The following is a 15,210-nucleotide window of genomic DNA, read 5'->3' as shown; positions in this document are numbered from 1 at the left end:
ACCGACGCTTCCAAAATCGAATTTAAATGACAAAATTTTATTCCTAGATACCGAATCAACGGACACTAGGATTAGAATGGTTATTTGCGATTTAGAATTGCTTCTACGTCACTTTCACGATATAATCTTTTCCCTCCAACCTCTATTTTACGGAGATAACCTTTTTTATCCCAACTCCATAAAGTTGATGGATCAACATGAAGTTTTTCAGCAACTTCTTTTATCGTTAAATATCTCTCTTCCGGTCTAACAAATGATTCTTTGACCCCTTTTATTGATTTTTCAATCAAATGATCCGCAAAATCTTTTAAGTCTTTACTTTTAATTTTTAAAGTAACATCTGCGCCACTATCCAATATTTCTGTAATTCCCATAATTCCTCCTATTATTTTTGTTGAACTTCTTTATAATTTCTTTCTAGTAGCATTACTATAGTGAGAACTACCATTATAGCGGCTGATATAGTCTCTTTGGTAGTTATTTCCAATTGCGTTGCTAAATGCATAGACATTCCTAAAGCAATGACCGCAATTATATTCTGTATTTTATGAATTGTTTTCATAGAACATATTTTTATAGTTAATATTAGGCAGCGAACATCAAATAACTATCTCTTTTAGGTCGAACAGCCCTTGCCGATATTCGAGCACTGGAACGCATTCTTAACCTTCTCATATCCATTTGGAAATTAGGAGTTATAGCTAAAATGAAGAACCATACAGAGAAGAAAAATTCAATTCCATGCTTTCGTATTTCTTTCAGATCGAAATTTCTTTTTGCCCTATCACATAGCATATATAAAGTAAGCTCGACATTGTTATTAATGCCTAGTTTCTTATGAATGTCCCGTATTTGCGCTTTTATCGTCCAAACCGACTTTTTAAGTAAATCCGCTATTTCATCAGGAGTATGACCTTTTGCTACTTCATGGGCTACTTGGTACTCACATTGAGATAAAGGTTCCATTACAATGTACGTTTAACAAAACAGATTTTATTTAATGGATCTATTCCTAATACATCCCATTCTTTACAATTCCACGAGGCTCTTCTTTTTCTACTAATTGTAGAGTTCAGTACATTGGGATTTTTAGGTAAGAAACCAAAAACTTGCCCAATTTCCATTTCATCAAGTCCATTAGAAACACTTTCTGGGTATTTTGATACTTTTATCCCTCTAGTACGAAGCACATTTTCCGTGATTACTTCTAGTCTTTTATTTGCCATAAGATTAATTATTTGATTATTTGTGGATAAGCCCGGAGTTGAACCGGGATTTGCAAGATTTCGTTTGTACGTTTCAATTGTGGTTCTGACTTCCCCGATCGTCTTTCTTGCTTCGAGGCTAGTCAGCCGTATTATCAAACTAAGCGTCTACCAATTCCGCCACTTATCCATTTGCCTGTACCACGTCAGATACAGGACTTATCGAAATTCAAACGAATAAAGGTGTACTATCTTCGCAGACTGTACACCCACATAGTAAAAACCATTAAAATATTATTTGCCTAATAATATACCCGCTATAAAACCCAATATAAAAATGATTATTTTTATATGTATGATAATAACATCATCATTGTCTTTCATGCCTACTGATATAATTATAAATATTATCTGCCGCATCAATTAAAGAATGAGTTGTATACACATTAGAGATTCTTAATGCATATTTAATACACCTTTCTCTTAATTTCTTTTCTCTGTGTTTTCTTATAATATTAAACATAACTATTTGGATTAAAAGTTTGCGCCCGTACCTTGATCCGATCAAGACATCACGCAAACAGTGCAACTGTCTGTACGGGCTATATGTTGAATCACTTAGATAGCGTTATAGCTCGCCTAACTGCTATATGCTTACTGATAAAGACGTTTTTTCGGACTTCCAAGTGATATGCGCTACTAATTCGAACCTTCAACCCGGTCTCGGCATTTCTGCTACGGTTGAATTTCTTTTCGTATGAACCAATATGTCAAAGAACTAATCAATGCTCCCCGAAAGCGTTTCGCTCGCTTCTTTCGTAGATTCTAACCTAACAGGGATTCGTATTCACTAACCAAATTGAAGAGGTAATTCATGATCCATTCCTTTGGCTTATTAAAAGAGGTCAATAACTGAACGGTCTTTTCGTCTCTTCCCTCCAAATCCTTCACGTATTGATGAAGGAAAGCCAATTTGTCGTTAATCTGTTCTGTATTCATAATTACCTCCATGAACTATCACGATTTACATAATCAGCATGATTTCCGGCAAAGAACGCTTTCAATACGTTTCCCTTGCTTGCATTGAATGCCGGCTTGAAAGACTTCTTTTCCTCTTCAATCTCTCTGTATTCTCTTTGCTGTCTCTTTGCCAGAAACCAAGCCTGTTTCAAGGCTTCACTCAAAGAGATACGACGATACGCTTTCAAGATGTGAGCGTGTTTCATTATCTCACTGTTATTGAATTTTCCGTTTTCTGTCAAAAATGTAAATGCGTTCATCGTCTTACCTATTTTTAGTTATGTAAAAAATTTGCTTTTCTCGCTCAAACTTTGCACCTTTGTGGTGTTGGATGTTGTTTGATGTTGCAAAGATACGCACTTTTGCGAATCATGCAAATTTTATGCGAATTTAATTCGCAAATAAAAGTTTTATTAACAATAATGCGAATCTTCAACCTGTAATATGGAAGTATTTGAAAGGATTAAAGAAGTAAGAAAATACTTTTTCCATGATAATAACATGGAATTTGCTAATTTCATGAATGAGAAAACATCTACTACAAGTGGATGGGTTAGTGGAAAAAGAGGAATCGGAAAAAGTGTTTTAGATAAAATACTGTCTAAAATTCCTGACGTAAATCCTACTTGGCTACTTACAGGAGAAGGCGAAATGCTCAAAACTACCAATAATACACCCCAATATAATGAAGCTACGCCCATCCAACAAGACGTGGTTTATATCCCGTTAGTTAATCAATTCGCTTATGCGGGTTATTTAGATGGATACACAGACGCATCTTACATGGAGCAATTACCTAAAATACCATTTATAGTAGATAAAGAAGGACATGGAAATTATATAGCCTTTGAGGTCAAAGGAGATAGTATGAATAATGGAACCGAAGAAAGCTATCTAGAAGGCGATAGACTTTACTGTCGTGAAATCGCTCCATACCTTTGGGCAACTTCCAAATTACATCTTCGCAAATGGGATTTCGTTATAGTGCACACCGATGGAATCATAGTTAAGCGCATTATAGATCATGATGTGGAAAATCACACTATTACTATTCATTCATTAAATGATATGTACCCTGATCGAGTTATTGATTTGTGCGATGTAAAACAGATTTTCAATGTTATAGAATCAGTTAGACCTAGAAGAAGATAAAATAAGAATAACAATCGAATATTAAATTAATTAAAACACAAGATTATGAAAAAGGCACTGCTATTAATTTCAATCTTTTTATTACCAACATTTTTGCAAGCATGTAGTGATGAAGACGACAACCAAAGATGTCAGGCAATAACTAAAGATGGAGACCAATGTAAACGTAATGCAGAAAAAGGAAGCATCTACTGTTGGCAACATAAAAAATAGCAATAAATTTAATGGGAAATTTTACTGAAGATTTAGCAAAAGGGTTTATACGGTCTGCTGTGAATCAAGTGGGACGAGATGGAGGGAAAGTGATAAGTAACTCTATTTATGGGAATGCACATAGTACCCCAATAAGAGGTATCGGAAAAAATACACATAACCAATTTTTCGATGAATCAACCAATGAGGTCATCTCCCCCGAAGAATTAAGATTAAGAGCAGAAGCAGAAGGGTTTCAAGTATCTTTATTTAGATATAACGCTGGCATTAAAATAGTACTCTATATTGTTTCTTTATTTTTTGCTATTTTAGTAGTACCTTCTATTATTATATTCATATTTGGTATCATGAAATTTTTTCAAAAAACAGTATTCATGAAGAAATCTGTTTTAGTTGCACAATTTGTACCAGATAGAAGATATAAAGATGGGCGCAGGCTGAACGGACATGTAAAACAAGATATAAGAATAAAAGTACCTTGTAATCCTTCCGAGCGAAAATCACTAATAAAAGCAGGCATATTATATATTTTACTCTCATTGTTTTTACTGGTCCCTATATTCTTATGGCGCTCTGTCGTTGAACAACAGAACATAGAGTATTATAAAGATATTATAGAAAATGCAGAAACAGAGAAAGCACATATTAAAGAAGACTTTGAATTATTTAAAGACACAGTGATATATAATAAAAAGATGAATGAATTTAATGAAAAGTACCAAAAGGCAGTAGAGTATTTAAATTCACACAATCAAACAAAATCGGATAATCAAAAAACTAGCTTATGAAAAAGATATTATTCTTAATATTAATTTTTACCATATTAATGACGGGATGTTCATCAGGTAAATATTATATATATCAAACAGAATCTAAAATAGATTTACAACCTACAAAAGATAATTTTCTTCCTTATATGTATGTTCCTAAAGGAAAACATATAGTTATCAAAGAGAGTCGTAGCACTGTAAAAAAAGCCCAATATGGAAGTCATAAAGGATATATTTGTGGAACTTATAATTTATCAAACCCTATACAAATATCCTCTAAAGATATAAAACATCTAACTTTTAACTCTACAGATTCCACCTATTACTTTAAAGGAAAAAGAATAGATTTTACAGAATCAATCAAGACAAAATCCTCATATTCACCTTCACGTTCCACTGGTACAGGTCGAGTACAAGTAAAAGGATATTATAGAAAAGATGGAACTTATGTACGACCTCATACAAGAAAATCACCAACCAAAAGAAAATAAGCTTATGAAAAAGATCATTTTATTAGTATGTGCAATCACTGCACTTTGTTCATGTGGGGGATCAGGTAATCAAAACGAGAAAAAAGTAAGAGAAGTAGTAGAAGCCAAACTGAAAACAGAAATGAATGATTGGTCTAGCTATGAGTTTGTTTCTGCGGAAGCCATTGATACTATAAAGTATATTGATAATATCAACTATCGAAAAGAATACTTCCAAAAAAGCATTGAAAACAATAAAGGGGCATCCAATTATGGATTAGATTATTCTTCTTCAATAACTAAAGATAGTATAATACTTATTGGAATAGATTCTATTCAAAATGCGATGGGCGATAAAGTCAATGAAGATGTAGCCTATTTATACAAGTATAAATTTAGAGGTAAGAATAAATTAGGAGCTGTAATCTTGGACGAGTACCTTATATATATTTCGCCAAACTGGGAAATAATTCAGATGACGAATGATCCAAAGAAACTTTATAATAATCCCGGAGACTTCCCCGGATATGTTGATCTTGTTAAAAAGAACATGTAATACCAATAATAGCCCGTCTAAAAAACGGGCTTTTATTTTATTAATAAATCTCTCCACATTCCTAGATGTTGTGCAATTGTTGTGCAACACACATAAATTAAAAATCGCAATCCATTAATTAATAATGAATTGCGATTTTTTATTGTGACCCCGGTGCGATTCAAACGCACGACCTTCAGAACCGGAATCTGACGCTCTATTCACTAAGCTACGGGGCCATTCTTTCTAAATGCGAGGACAAAAGTATAAAAAATCTTCTCATCTTCCTAATGATTCTTCTTTTTTTATAGTTCTTAAGGTACTTCCCCATGTTAAGACACTGTTATTTTGAAATGCTTTAGAGCATTTACTTTATCAAATTGACAATCTTTTAGAGAATATCCATTACATATATCAATTTTATTCCTATCTTTGCCGACAATTAACATTTAACAAACCTATGAGTTACTTGATAAAACCTAAGAACTATAATCCGCTACTCGACCTCAAACAGACCGAGCTGGGAATCAAGCAAATAAAAGAGTTCTTCCAATTAAACTTGTCATCCGAGCTACGCCTTAGACGTGTGACTGCCCCCCTTTTCGTATTGAAAGGAATGGGTATCAATGACGATTTGAACGGAATAGAACGACCCGTTTCTTTCCCTATTAAAGATCTGGGCGATGCACAAGCCGAAGTGGTTCATTCATTGGCTAAATGGAAAAGGTTGACCTTAGCTGACTATCATATCGAACCCGGATATGGTATTTATACGGATATGAACGCAATCCGTTCAGACGAAGAACTGGGCAACCTGCATTCTCTCTACGTAGACCAGTGGGACTGGGAACGTGTCATCACCAATGAAGACCGGAACGTAAACTTCCTGAAAGAGATCGTCAACCGTATTTATGCAGCTATGATCCGTACAGAATATATGGTATACGAAATGTATCCGCAAATCAAGCCGTGCCTGCCACAAAAGCTACATTTCATCCATTCAGAAGAATTGCGCCAACTTTATCCGGATCTGGAACCCAAATGTCGCGAACATGCCATCTGTCAGAAATACGGAGCTGTGTTTATCATAGGCATAGGCTGCAAACTTAGCGACGGCAAGAAACACGACGGACGCGCACCGGACTATGACGACTACACAACCAAAGGATTGAACGACTTGCCCGGACTAAACGGCGACCTCCTTCTGTGGGACAATGTACTGCAACGCTCCATCGAATTATCATCTATGGGAATCCGTGTTGACAAAGAAGCCTTGCAACGTCAGTTGAAAGAAGAAAAAGAAGAAAAAAGACTGGAACTTTATTTCCACAAGCGATTGATGAATGACACCCTTCCACTATCTATCGGAGGAGGTATCGGACAATCCCGCTTGTGTATGTTCTACCTTCGCAAAGCTCACATTGGAGAGATACAAGCCAGCATCTGGCCCGAAGATATGCGCAAAGAATGTGAAGAACTTGATATACACCTTATATAACAGACTATGAACGTACAAATTGAAGAAAGCTGGAAAGCACATTTAAAACCCGAATTCGACAAAGACTACTTTCGCACACTGACCGATTTCGTCAAAAGCGAATATAGCCAGTATCAGATCTTCCCTCCGGGAAAACTGATCTTCAATGCTTTCAACCTTTGTCCTTTCGACAAAGTGAAAGTTGTAATTATAGGACAAGATCCTTACCATGGACCGGGACAAGCACATGGTCTCTGTTTCTCTGTAAACGACGGAGTGCCTTTTCCCCCTTCATTAGTGAACATATTCAAAGAAATCAAAGCCGACATCGGTTCAGATGCCCCGACCACGGGAAACCTGACTCGCTGGGCAGAACAAGGAGTATTATTACTCAACGCAACTCTGACGGTACGTGCCCACCAAGCAGGTTCACATCAGAATCGTGGCTGGGAAACATTTACCGATGCTGCAATCCGTGCCCTGACAGAAGAAAAAGAAAACCTGGTATTTATCTTATGGGGATCATACGCTCAAAAGAAAGGGGCGTTTATCGACCGCAACAAGCATCTGGTGCTCACCTCTGCCCACCCCTCTCCTCTTTCAGCTTACAACGGCTTCTTCGGAAACAAACATTTCAGCCGTACAAACGATTACCTGAAAACCCATGGAAAAACAGAAATCGCATGGTAGTTGGAGAAGTTGAGAATGGAGAGTTGAGAATAAAGAGTAAAGAGTAAAAAAAATGGCTGCACTATTCGTCGAATGATAGCGCAGCCATTTTTCTTTTCTATATTCTAGCAAAACAATTACACGTCCGAATTTCCACTCTCAACTCTCAACTTATCCTAGTACCACTGAATGTTACTTTGCGTTTGGCTTCTCTGCTCATACTTCAAGTCTTGCAAGATGCTTGCATTCGCACGGATGGTAACATTGTAATATTTCCAGCGTCCGAAAGGAGAAAGACTGGCGGACAGGTTGAAACAGTGCAAGTCACGGGAGATTGTACAAGAAGTCTGCGTAATCTCTTTTGCCTGAAAATCATAGCCCGAGTTGAACGAGAGCGACCAGTTATTAGAAATCTTTATATTTCCGTTTGCATTGATGTTATGCGTATACGTATAAGGATATCGCATGGAATAACGGTTAATAGGCTTAGACCTATCTTCACGGATATTAAACGAATAGCTAAGGCTCAACGACCAAGGCATCTTAAACACCTGATAACCATCCGGGTCTGCCTGTGCTTTCTCTACTTTCTTAGGTGTAGTACCATCTCCTTCCGTTCCGTCAGATTCTTCATCATCACTATCCTCCGACTTCTTATCTTTTCCTTTTTCATCCTCCTCTTTCGGACCGAACCATTTCTTCCATGTGTCATTATTAAAGGTATAGTTGAAAGAAGAGCCATATCCTTGGAAACGCCCAAAACGACCATACGACCATTCTGTACGATTACTAGTCACTACATTACCGCTTTTATCGAATGTATAGGCATACGTAGCGAATTGGGCATTCATATTGAAAGTATAATTCTTGGTCAGTTTCAGACGGAGGTTCATACTTAAGTCACTCCACGGTCTTTCCTTTGCCGCCATATTATAGGACATATTGGCACTCAAATCATCAATAAGGCTAACTTTCTTGACTGTATCATTCTTTGCGTCATAATACTTCATCTCCAAGTTATTAGCTATCGAGAAACTAACCGTTCCCGACCCCTCACGAGAAGGCACGCCATAAGGCTGATTGGTAAAAGGAGAATAATATTGTGTATTACCATTATAATCGGTATATTCTTCCCAGTACTTGCCAAATCCCGGAGCACCACTCAAACTCACCTGCGGTGTGAATACGTGACGAATCTGTATCTCCTTCTTCTTCGCAAAGATCGGTTTATACATACCATACAATTTCGTACTTAGAGCCAAACTAGCCGAGTAATTGGATACACGATAAAAGCCGTTAAGAGAATCGCCCGGCAATGATTCCAGCCTGTGAGTATCTTCGTTATAATGCTGATTGATTTTACGGGTGTACCATCGTTCTGTATAATTCACAGAAGGATTGACCTGCAAATATTTGAACAGCGTAAAAGTAGCACTGATAGGAATGTTATGGTTCATCGCATTCTCCCATGAGCTTAGTCCGGCTTTGAACAAATGGTCATCTTTAGTACGGATACTGTTTGTCAGACGTCCCGTATAACCAATGGAAATCTTTTCGTACCAACGTTCGGCTCCTGCCGCTTTCTTGCGCTTGAACGGAAACAGACGGCTCAACGTAATATTCAAGTCAGGCAAAGTGACCGCAATAGAAGAGTCACGCATTGTCTGTGCGATATTGGTAGTTCCGGATAAGGTCAGACCGATATCGGGAAAACTACGAGAATAACTAATACTTGATGTTTTGGTATTTTGAGTCAACAACTGCGAATTATAAAGGTTGTTGATATTAGAACGTTCATAACTACTGGTCGAGAAGTTCACACTGGCAGAGAATGTAGTGTTCGGACTGGCTTTAGCATCCTGTCGATGGTTCCATACCACCTTAAAGTCCTTAGCAACTGTATAGTCCGGCATCCCTTTATCTCCAGTCTTAGTGACCTGATAGTCCGCTTGCAGCGTACCGGAATATTTATAGCGTTTATTATAGTTTGTCAATCCGGACAATCTCCATGAACCTTTCGTGAAGATATCTCCCGTTATTTTCAAGTCCATGATATCACTCATGGCAAAGTAATATCCTCCTTCTGCCAAACCGAAACCACGACTGGAGTCATCCATATAAGTCGGCATAATGAAACCGGAAGAGTAACTGCTGGAGAATGGGAAGAAGAAGAACGGCACAGCCAACGGCAGAGGCACATCTTCCACAACCAGATAGGCAGGTCCTGTCACTACATTCTTTTTAGGGCGCACTTTAGCTCTCGTCAGCTGCATATAGAAGTGGGGATGATCGTGATGATCGCAGGTTGTATAACGCCCATGCTCCATGAAAATTTCATCATTGGCCCCTTTCTTCGCCTTGCTTCCGGTCACATATCCTTCTCCCTGCTGGGTGACGATATCAGTAATTCCTGCTTTCTTGGTTTTGAAGTTGTATCGGATTGTTTCCGTATCATACGAGGTATCACCTTCTTTAAATACCGGTTTACCTTTTTCCACTCCGGTAGTATCCTTGATACCATAAGCATGCACAGTACTACTATCCAGATTCATCGAAATAACTTCCGCAGCCAGTTCGATGTTCTGATAATTCACTTTTCCGCTACCATAAAGTGTAGCGGCTCCTCCCAAAGTAAAGACAGTGGAGTCGTTAGATTCATAAACAACCGGTGCATCGAGTGGTTGTTTTTTCTTTACCGGTGCGATAGAATCAATGCGTACCGTTACCGTATCTGCTTTCAACGAATCATTTCCCTGAAGGGAATCCGTTTTCGCGGTATTGGAGGCAATCATTCCTCTTCTTCGACGTTGAGACGTAGCCTCATCGGGAAGCATCAGTAAGACAATCAGCAGTATGAATGATATAAGTATTTTTGCTTTCAATGGCGCCATTAACTAATAGTTTACGCTTGAAGTGGCAAAAGTACACAATCTTCACCAAATATGAGTTAGAATCTTCGTTATTTAATTATTTTTTAGTGCTATAAAAAGAGAGAACACCATCTATCAAAGCGGCTTAGACCTTCTTCACCATATTTTGCAATACTTTGCCGTGCTTTCTCCACTGTTTTCTCTTCATCCAGATGGGTTTTAGAAAAGAATTTATCCGCAAAGCAAATCAATTGTTCTTCCAGGGTGATGGGCAGCATCTCGCGATGAGGAACAGGAAGTTGCTGGGCAATGATATCTTCCAACGAAAGTCCGGCTCCCGTATGGCGTTCGCACACCAATGCGTGTTGGGGAAAACCTTCCGCCCGCAAGATTTCGGCTCCCAAATATCCGTGAGCGATATAAGGATGAGTGCCAAAGCACTGAATAGTTGGAGCGTCGGTCTGAAAAATACCAATATCATGCAACAGAGCGGCTTCTTTTACAAAACTCCGGTTTAAACGCAATTCGGGATGAGCATCCAGCATTTTCATTGCTTTTCCGGACACGGCCAAACTATGTATTACTAATATTTGTCTCTGCTGGGTATTCTCCGGATAATACTTATCAATGATTTCGTATGGATTCATGTACTTTATTTTTTGCTCTCTTGATGAGAAATTAATATTTTTGTGCAATATTACAAAAAAATTACCGATATGCAAACTAGAGTTTCCTTCATTCTTATATTTTTGTTCATTATGTTGTTGCCAATGCGTGTAAACAGTCAAATTGTCACGGGAGCAGAACAGATGGATCAATATCTGCCGTTGCTGAAAGGAAAACGCATCGGAATGGTGGTCAATCACACTTCTGTTGTAGGAAGAAAGCAGGTTCATCTTCTCGATACCTTATTAAAGAGAGACGTCCGGGTGGTCAAGGTATTTGCTCCCGAACATGGTTTCCGTGGTAACGCAGATGCGGGTGAAACGGTGAAAGACGGAAAAGATTCCCGCACCGGCATTCCTATCGTATCGCTTTATGGTGACAACAAAAAGCCGTCTGCTGCCCAACTAAAAGATATCGATGTGATTGTATTCGACATTCAGGATGTAGGGGCACGCTTCTATACCTATATAAGCACAATGTATTATGTGATGGAAGCTTGCGCAGAGAACAAGAAAGAAATGGTTGTACTGGATCGCCCCAATCCGTGCGATTATGTGGATGGTCCGATACTCAAACCTGCCTACCGGAGTTTTGTCGGCATGTTACCTCTTCCGGTTCTCCACGGATGTACCATCGGCGAACTGGCACAGATGATAAACGGGGAAGGATGGATTGCCAACAAGAAAAATCCTTGTTCATTAAAGGTAATTCCAATGACCGGATGGAAACACGGAGCACCTTATTCACTTCCCATCAAACCGTCGCCCAACCTCCCGAACGACCAGTCTATCCGATTGTATGCCTCACTTTGTCCTTTTGAAGCCACTCGCGTCAGCGTGGGACGGGGGACAACTTTCCCTTTCCAAGTATTGGGCGCACCAAATAAGAAATACGGAAGTTTCACTTTTACTCCCCGCTCCTTACCCGGTTTTGACAAAAATCCGATGCACAAAGGTATCACCTGTTATGGGGAAGACCTCCGAAATGTAACCAATGTGAACGGATTTACACTCCGCTACTTCTTGGACTTTTATCGCTTATCCGGCGAAAAAGCAGCTTTCTTCTCCCGTGCCCGATGGTTTGATTTGCTGATGGGAACTGACAGCGTACGCAAAGCTATCCTCAAAGGAGAATCGGAAGAGGCTATCCGGAATAGTTGGCAAAAGGAATTACAGGATTACAAGGAGATTAGAAAAAAATATCTTCTCTATGAGTAAAAAACTAGTATCATACTCTCATTCATTTTCATAAACCACTTATAATTAAAAGAATAAGTATGATAGATAACTATTATTTCCGGCATCTATCATACTTAGACCATCAAAAACGGGGTATCTATCATACTTGATTAATCCAATTGTCCGAGTAACCTAAAGATTTATATTCCATCATCGCCCGATTTATAGTCAGTTCAGGGTCCTGCATTTCATCCAAACGCTCTTTGGCGACTTGAGCCATCCACATTTTAAAGGGTTCCGCTTTGGGCGAGGGAATAGATTGAATTAGACGGAAAAGCTGTTGGGTTGTAGCTACATCTGTCTTATACAGTTTGCCGTCGGAAGAGGGTAATTTCAGTTGTCCGATTTCTTCGGACAACTGACTTCCTTCCGTTTTCAACTTCTTTTTTAAATCCCCCCAATACTTACGAGGACGCTCACTGTCTGTTAATACTTCAATCACATCCACAATGGAAAAATACCATTCCTCCTTTTGGTCATCCCAAACAGCACGGATCTTTTTATCTTCAAATACTTTTATAGCATCTTTTTTAGTCATAGCATTATATATCTGATGTAAATAATTAATAAATAACAAATTCTATTCTACCTCCAAAGGTACAACATGATAATACGTACCATACGTTTTCCGTTTAGATTTCACTCCGAGCCGCTGCAAGATACGTCCGAAATAAGACGCCTGCCTGGCGGAAAACGTCATTTTACTTGCTTTCTGAATCCGCCGCAGAATATCAATAGCCAGTAGCCATTCTCCTTCTTCCTCTTCTTCCGCCCTACGATAATAAACCATAAATAACTGTTCGATGGCAGGTGATTGTTCAAACTCACGGTTGTTTTCCGTCATGATAGCTTCTTCTTCGGAGTCAAACCAATAACGTTCGTTGTGATAAAGCAACTCCAACGCCTGTGCATAAAGCTGTTCATAATCAATAGGACGCGACACATCTATAGCTCCTGTCATGTAAATACCGATGAAACGACGGCTACCGGAAGTATCCGTCAACAAATCCCGATGATTGCTCGTGGCAATGAACGATGCATACCGGCGAAGCTCTTCCACTGCCGAAGCATTCGGACGACGTGTGTTCACCACCGGCTTTTGCAGAATATGTTTCAGAAAAGCCTGTTGGGTAGGGCTAATCTGGTCGAATTCATCCATATTGATAAGCAGAAAGCGATTCAGATACAACTCCGCGTCCCGTTTCCGACTGAAATCAATGCTATCCGTATAGTACGCCTGTAAAGCAGGAGGAAGAAGCATTCTGCAAAAAGTCGATTTCCGATATGCCTGCGGGCCAATCAGCAAAGGTGACGTACTGTTGGCGTGTTTCTTATCCATTCCCCTCCAATGGGCAACCATATTCAAAAACCACCGACGGAACAACGGCGCCCAATGCGGATTATCACAGGGAACACGGTTGGCCAGTTCCAAAATCCGGTCTTTACCATCCCAGTGAGGCAGATGATACAAAAAATCCTCCACAGGCTGATAAACAGGCACATGGTCGGAATCCAAATAGCGGATTACGTCCCTATCCCACATTTTCACCCCTTCATACATGGCATTCATCGTGATACTCGCCAGCACCCGCTTGTCTACCGGACGAAAATAGAAATTAAAACTATTCCGTTCGCGATATTCCACTTCCGTGGTCAGCGTATTGTATCGAAATTCATAACGGCGCTTCATAAATTCGTCCATCTGCATGGCGAAAAGCTGTTCGGCCGTCAGACTGCTCTTCTTGCCGAATCCCTTGGCGGAACGGTAGACACTTTTCACAGTTTCGCGAATCAGTAACTCGTCCGAAGGGAGCCGGTAGTGCGCCTTTGTCCACCGCACCGTATCTTCTTCGGGAATACCTGCCCGAAAGCAATGCTCCGCCAAACACACTAGTAGCGGTTGCAGATCGTCTCCCTCCCGATATCCGTCCAGTTCTTCGAGCGCCCTGTTGAATGCAGCAGAGAAAAGCACCGACAATGCTTCATAATTTTCATATCCGGGCGCCATTCGCTGCAAAGGAGAATCAGTTTCCCGCGTTCGTTTGATAAAAGTCGTTTCGGACGGAAGACTGACGGGCTGCTTCATATAAATGGGCATTGCTTTCGGATTGAAATAAAGTTCAGGATCATACGTCAGCCGGCAATATTGTTCGAGCGACGGTTCTTTCAGTTCGATATCAAAAGGCAGTTGTGGCTGATAATATTTCACAGCCGTCTGATAAGCATGCGCGTGAAAAAGTTCCGCTTGCTCGCGTAAAGTCGGCAAGCGGTCGTCCGAATAGGTGAACCGTACCCATACCTTTACTGATTTGCCGGAAGATCCGGTAAAAGCAAGGTATGTTTGCGGAAGCTCTTTGACCAGTTCCTTTATTTCGTCGGCTTCCGCTCTTCCTGAAAGATTGTTGACTTCCATCATCACTATGCCGTTATATTCATTCAAGGTCATTACCCCTTCTTTACGGACAAAAGCTGCGGCAGGCATCACTTTGGGAACTTTACGCACCTCTTCAATCGAATTTCCCGGAAGAGTATACCGCAAGACTTCCCTCATCTTTGAGACGGGCTGCGTCTTGACTTCCGTTTTCATCTGCTCCAAAAGGAGCTCCATTTTCAACGTTCGTAAGGTTTTTACCTTGCCATCGTCTCTGACTAATGTTATTTTCATCTTTTTTTATTATTATTTCCAGTAAAAGGAAAGCTGCACTACAGCCATACAAAGATACAACATGCTCTTCGTCCAAACAAATTTCACTGCTTTTATTTGCCACGCCACACGACTTTATTTTATAGAAATAATGCTTACTAAATTTGCGAATAAAGGCAGGATAATGTATCTTTGCAGGCAGTAAGACTTCAGCCCGCATAAGTGTGCCGTACAGCCCACCTATGCGGGCTGTATAGTTTACATTTGTGGGCTCTACAGCC

At 39.7% G+C, this 15,210-nt stretch carries 17 protein-coding genes, 2 tRNA genes and 1 pseudogene; 8 read left to right on the top strand and 12 right to left on the bottom strand.

What is annotated here, in order from left to right; translation table 11 throughout:
• Positions 1 to 80 precede the first annotated feature (80 nt).
• From N5O98_RS07940 to N5O98_RS07910, 7 genes are all read right to left on the bottom strand, one after another.
• The gene (locus tag N5O98_RS07940; RefSeq protein WP_195664392.1) at positions 81 to 374 is read right to left on the bottom strand and encodes a helix-turn-helix domain-containing protein; all 294 of its coding nucleotides are present in this window, start codon (positions 372 to 374) and stop codon (positions 81 to 83) included.
• An 11-nt stretch (positions 375 to 385) separates the two neighbouring features.
• A complete protein-coding gene (locus N5O98_RS07935; protein ID WP_195664393.1) occupies positions 386 to 562 on the bottom strand; it encodes a hypothetical protein in 177 nt (58 codons plus the stop codon).
• 23 nt (positions 563 to 585) lie between these two features.
• Positions 586 to 966 (bottom strand): helix-turn-helix domain-containing protein, encoded by a 381-nt coding sequence (locus tag N5O98_RS07930; RefSeq protein ID WP_195664394.1) that lies wholly within the window; start codon positions 964 to 966, stop codon positions 586 to 588.
• Positions 966 to 1,226: a hypothetical protein gene (locus tag N5O98_RS07925; protein WP_195664395.1), complete on the bottom strand. Its 261-nt coding sequence runs from the start codon at positions 1,224 to 1,226 to the stop codon at positions 966 to 968. The genes N5O98_RS07930 and N5O98_RS07925 overlap by 1 nt, the downstream gene beginning before the upstream one ends.
• Before the next feature lie 23 nt (positions 1,227 to 1,249).
• Positions 1,250 to 1,395: transfer RNA gene (locus N5O98_RS07920), tRNA-OTHER, on the bottom strand.
• Positions 1,396 to 2,030: 635 nt separating this feature from the next.
• Positions 2,031 to 2,204 carry a hypothetical protein gene (locus N5O98_RS07915; RefSeq protein WP_195664396.1) on the bottom strand — a complete coding sequence of 58 codons (174 nt, stop codon included), beginning with the start codon at positions 2,202 to 2,204 and terminating at the stop codon, positions 2,031 to 2,033.
• Between the two features lie 2 nt (positions 2,205 to 2,206).
• On the bottom strand, positions 2,207 to 2,485 hold the full coding sequence (locus N5O98_RS07910) for a hypothetical protein (protein ID WP_195664397.1): 279 nt from the start codon (positions 2,483 to 2,485) through the stop codon (positions 2,207 to 2,209).
• Between the two features lie 184 nt (positions 2,486 to 2,669).
• Between N5O98_RS07910 and N5O98_RS07905 the strand changes: the two genes are divergently transcribed.
• Genes N5O98_RS07905 through N5O98_RS07885 form a run of 5 tightly spaced genes read left to right on the top strand, consistent with a single transcriptional unit; the run spans position 2,670 to position 5,386 of the window.
• Positions 2,670 to 3,377: a S24 family peptidase gene (locus N5O98_RS07905; protein ID WP_195664398.1), complete on the top strand. Its 708-nt coding sequence runs from the start codon at positions 2,670 to 2,672 to the stop codon at positions 3,375 to 3,377.
• Between the two features lie 45 nt (positions 3,378 to 3,422).
• Entirely contained in the window at positions 3,423 to 3,590 is a 168-nt protein-coding gene (locus N5O98_RS07900) for a hypothetical protein (protein WP_158571588.1), read from the top strand.
• Positions 3,591 to 3,601: 11 nt separating this feature from the next.
• Positions 3,602 to 4,378 carry a hypothetical protein gene (locus N5O98_RS07895; RefSeq protein WP_269495591.1) on the top strand — a complete coding sequence of 259 codons (777 nt, stop codon included), beginning with the start codon at positions 3,602 to 3,604 and terminating at the stop codon, positions 4,376 to 4,378.
• Entirely contained in the window at positions 4,375 to 4,851 is a 477-nt protein-coding gene (locus N5O98_RS07890; protein ID WP_130060837.1) for a hypothetical protein, read from the top strand. The genes N5O98_RS07895 and N5O98_RS07890 overlap by 4 nt, the downstream gene beginning before the upstream one ends.
• A gap of 4 nt (positions 4,852 to 4,855) precedes the next feature.
• Entirely contained in the window at positions 4,856 to 5,386 is a 531-nt protein-coding gene (locus N5O98_RS07885) for a hypothetical protein (RefSeq protein ID WP_090616364.1), read from the top strand.
• 145 nt (positions 5,387 to 5,531) lie between these two features.
• Here the strand turns inward: N5O98_RS07885 and N5O98_RS07880 are convergent.
• Positions 5,532 to 5,604: transfer RNA gene (locus tag N5O98_RS07880), tRNA-Arg, on the bottom strand.
• 221 nt (positions 5,605 to 5,825) lie between these two features.
• Here N5O98_RS07880 and asnA point away from each other — a divergent pair.
• A complete protein-coding gene (gene asnA, locus N5O98_RS07875) occupies positions 5,826 to 6,863 on the top strand; it encodes an aspartate--ammonia ligase (RefSeq protein ID WP_004299370.1) in 1,038 nt (345 codons plus the stop codon).
• A 6-nt stretch (positions 6,864 to 6,869) separates the two neighbouring features.
• A complete protein-coding gene (gene ung / locus N5O98_RS07870) occupies positions 6,870 to 7,532 on the top strand; it encodes a uracil-DNA glycosylase (RefSeq protein ID WP_008776256.1) in 663 nt (220 codons plus the stop codon).
• A gap of 155 nt (positions 7,533 to 7,687) precedes the next feature.
• On the opposite strand, the gene N5O98_RS07865 is transcribed toward ung, so the two are convergent.
• Together N5O98_RS07865 and N5O98_RS07860 are read right to left on the bottom strand one after the other, a co-directional pair.
• Entirely contained in the window at positions 7,688 to 10,402 is a 2,715-nt protein-coding gene (locus tag N5O98_RS07865) for a putative LPS assembly protein LptD (RefSeq protein WP_022199236.1), read from the bottom strand.
• A gap of 89 nt (positions 10,403 to 10,491) precedes the next feature.
• Positions 10,492 to 11,028, bottom strand: coding sequence for an HDIG domain-containing metalloprotein (locus N5O98_RS07860; protein WP_004312347.1), 537 nt, complete (start codon positions 11,026 to 11,028; stop codon positions 10,492 to 10,494).
• A gap of 69 nt (positions 11,029 to 11,097) precedes the next feature.
• On the opposite strand from N5O98_RS07860, the gene N5O98_RS07855 reads away from it, so the two are divergent.
• Complete coding sequence (locus N5O98_RS07855; RefSeq protein WP_118161213.1) at positions 11,098 to 12,264, top strand: exo-beta-N-acetylmuramidase NamZ family protein; 1,167 nt, start codon at positions 11,098 to 11,100, stop codon at positions 12,262 to 12,264.
• Positions 12,265 to 12,391: 127 nt separating this feature from the next.
• On the opposite strand, the pseudogene N5O98_RS07850 reads toward N5O98_RS07855, so the two are convergent.
• Both N5O98_RS07850 and N5O98_RS07845 read right to left on the bottom strand, forming a co-directional pair.
• Positions 12,392 to 12,823 (bottom strand): annotated as a pseudogene (locus N5O98_RS07850) (BRO-N domain-containing protein); the annotation flags it as partial.
• A gap of 42 nt (positions 12,824 to 12,865) precedes the next feature.
• Positions 12,866 to 14,950, bottom strand: coding sequence for a BT4734/BF3469 family protein (locus N5O98_RS07845; RefSeq protein ID WP_118161214.1), 2,085 nt, complete (start codon positions 14,948 to 14,950; stop codon positions 12,866 to 12,868).
• Positions 14,951 to 15,210: the final 260 nt, after the last annotated feature.

Origin of the sequence: Bacteroides sp. LFL-34 (assembly GCF_027257075.1) — a bacterium.
Lineage (GTDB): Bacteria > Bacteroidota > Bacteroidia > Bacteroidales > Bacteroidaceae > Bacteroides > Bacteroides ovatus.
The sequence above is the reverse complement of the archived record's forward strand: the minus strand, read 5'-3'. Positions and strand labels throughout refer to the sequence as shown.

Coding starts and splice junctions, on each gene's coding strand:
- N5O98_RS07860 (WP_004312347.1), bottom strand. CDS start 11,028: ATGAATCCATACGAAATCATTGATAAGTATTATCCGGAGAATACCCAG.
- N5O98_RS07895 (WP_269495591.1), top strand. CDS start 3,602: ATGGGAAATTTTACTGAAGATTTAGCAAAAGGGTTTATACGGTCTGCT.
- N5O98_RS07935 (WP_195664393.1), bottom strand. CDS start 562: ATGAAAACAATTCATAAAATACAGAATATAATTGCGGTCATTGCTTTA.
- N5O98_RS07925 (WP_195664395.1), bottom strand. CDS start 1,226: ATGGCAAATAAAAGACTAGAAGTAATCACGGAAAATGTGCTTCGTACT.
- N5O98_RS07915 (WP_195664396.1), bottom strand. CDS start 2,204: ATGAATACAGAACAGATTAACGACAAATTGGCTTTCCTTCATCAATAC.
- N5O98_RS07940 (WP_195664392.1), bottom strand. CDS start 374: ATGGGAATTACAGAAATATTGGATAGTGGCGCAGATGTTACTTTAAAA.
- N5O98_RS07930 (WP_195664394.1), bottom strand. CDS start 966: ATGGAACCTTTATCTCAATGTGAGTACCAAGTAGCCCATGAAGTAGCA.
- N5O98_RS07905 (WP_195664398.1), top strand. CDS start 2,670: ATGGAAGTATTTGAAAGGATTAAAGAAGTAAGAAAATACTTTTTCCAT.
- N5O98_RS07865 (WP_022199236.1), bottom strand. CDS start 10,402: ATGGCGCCATTGAAAGCAAAAATACTTATATCATTCATACTGCTGATT.
- N5O98_RS07900 (WP_158571588.1), top strand. CDS start 3,423: ATGAAAAAGGCACTGCTATTAATTTCAATCTTTTTATTACCAACATTT.
- N5O98_RS07855 (WP_118161213.1), top strand. CDS start 11,098: ATGCAAACTAGAGTTTCCTTCATTCTTATATTTTTGTTCATTATGTTG.
- ung (WP_008776256.1), top strand. CDS start 6,870: ATGAACGTACAAATTGAAGAAAGCTGGAAAGCACATTTAAAACCCGAA.
- N5O98_RS07885 (WP_090616364.1), top strand. CDS start 4,856: ATGAAAAAGATCATTTTATTAGTATGTGCAATCACTGCACTTTGTTCA.
- asnA (WP_004299370.1), top strand. CDS start 5,826: ATGAGTTACTTGATAAAACCTAAGAACTATAATCCGCTACTCGACCTC.
- N5O98_RS07910 (WP_195664397.1), bottom strand. CDS start 2,485: ATGAACGCATTTACATTTTTGACAGAAAACGGAAAATTCAATAACAGT.
- N5O98_RS07845 (WP_118161214.1), bottom strand. CDS start 14,950: ATGAAAATAACATTAGTCAGAGACGATGGCAAGGTAAAAACCTTACGA.
- N5O98_RS07890 (WP_130060837.1), top strand. CDS start 4,375: ATGAAAAAGATATTATTCTTAATATTAATTTTTACCATATTAATGACG.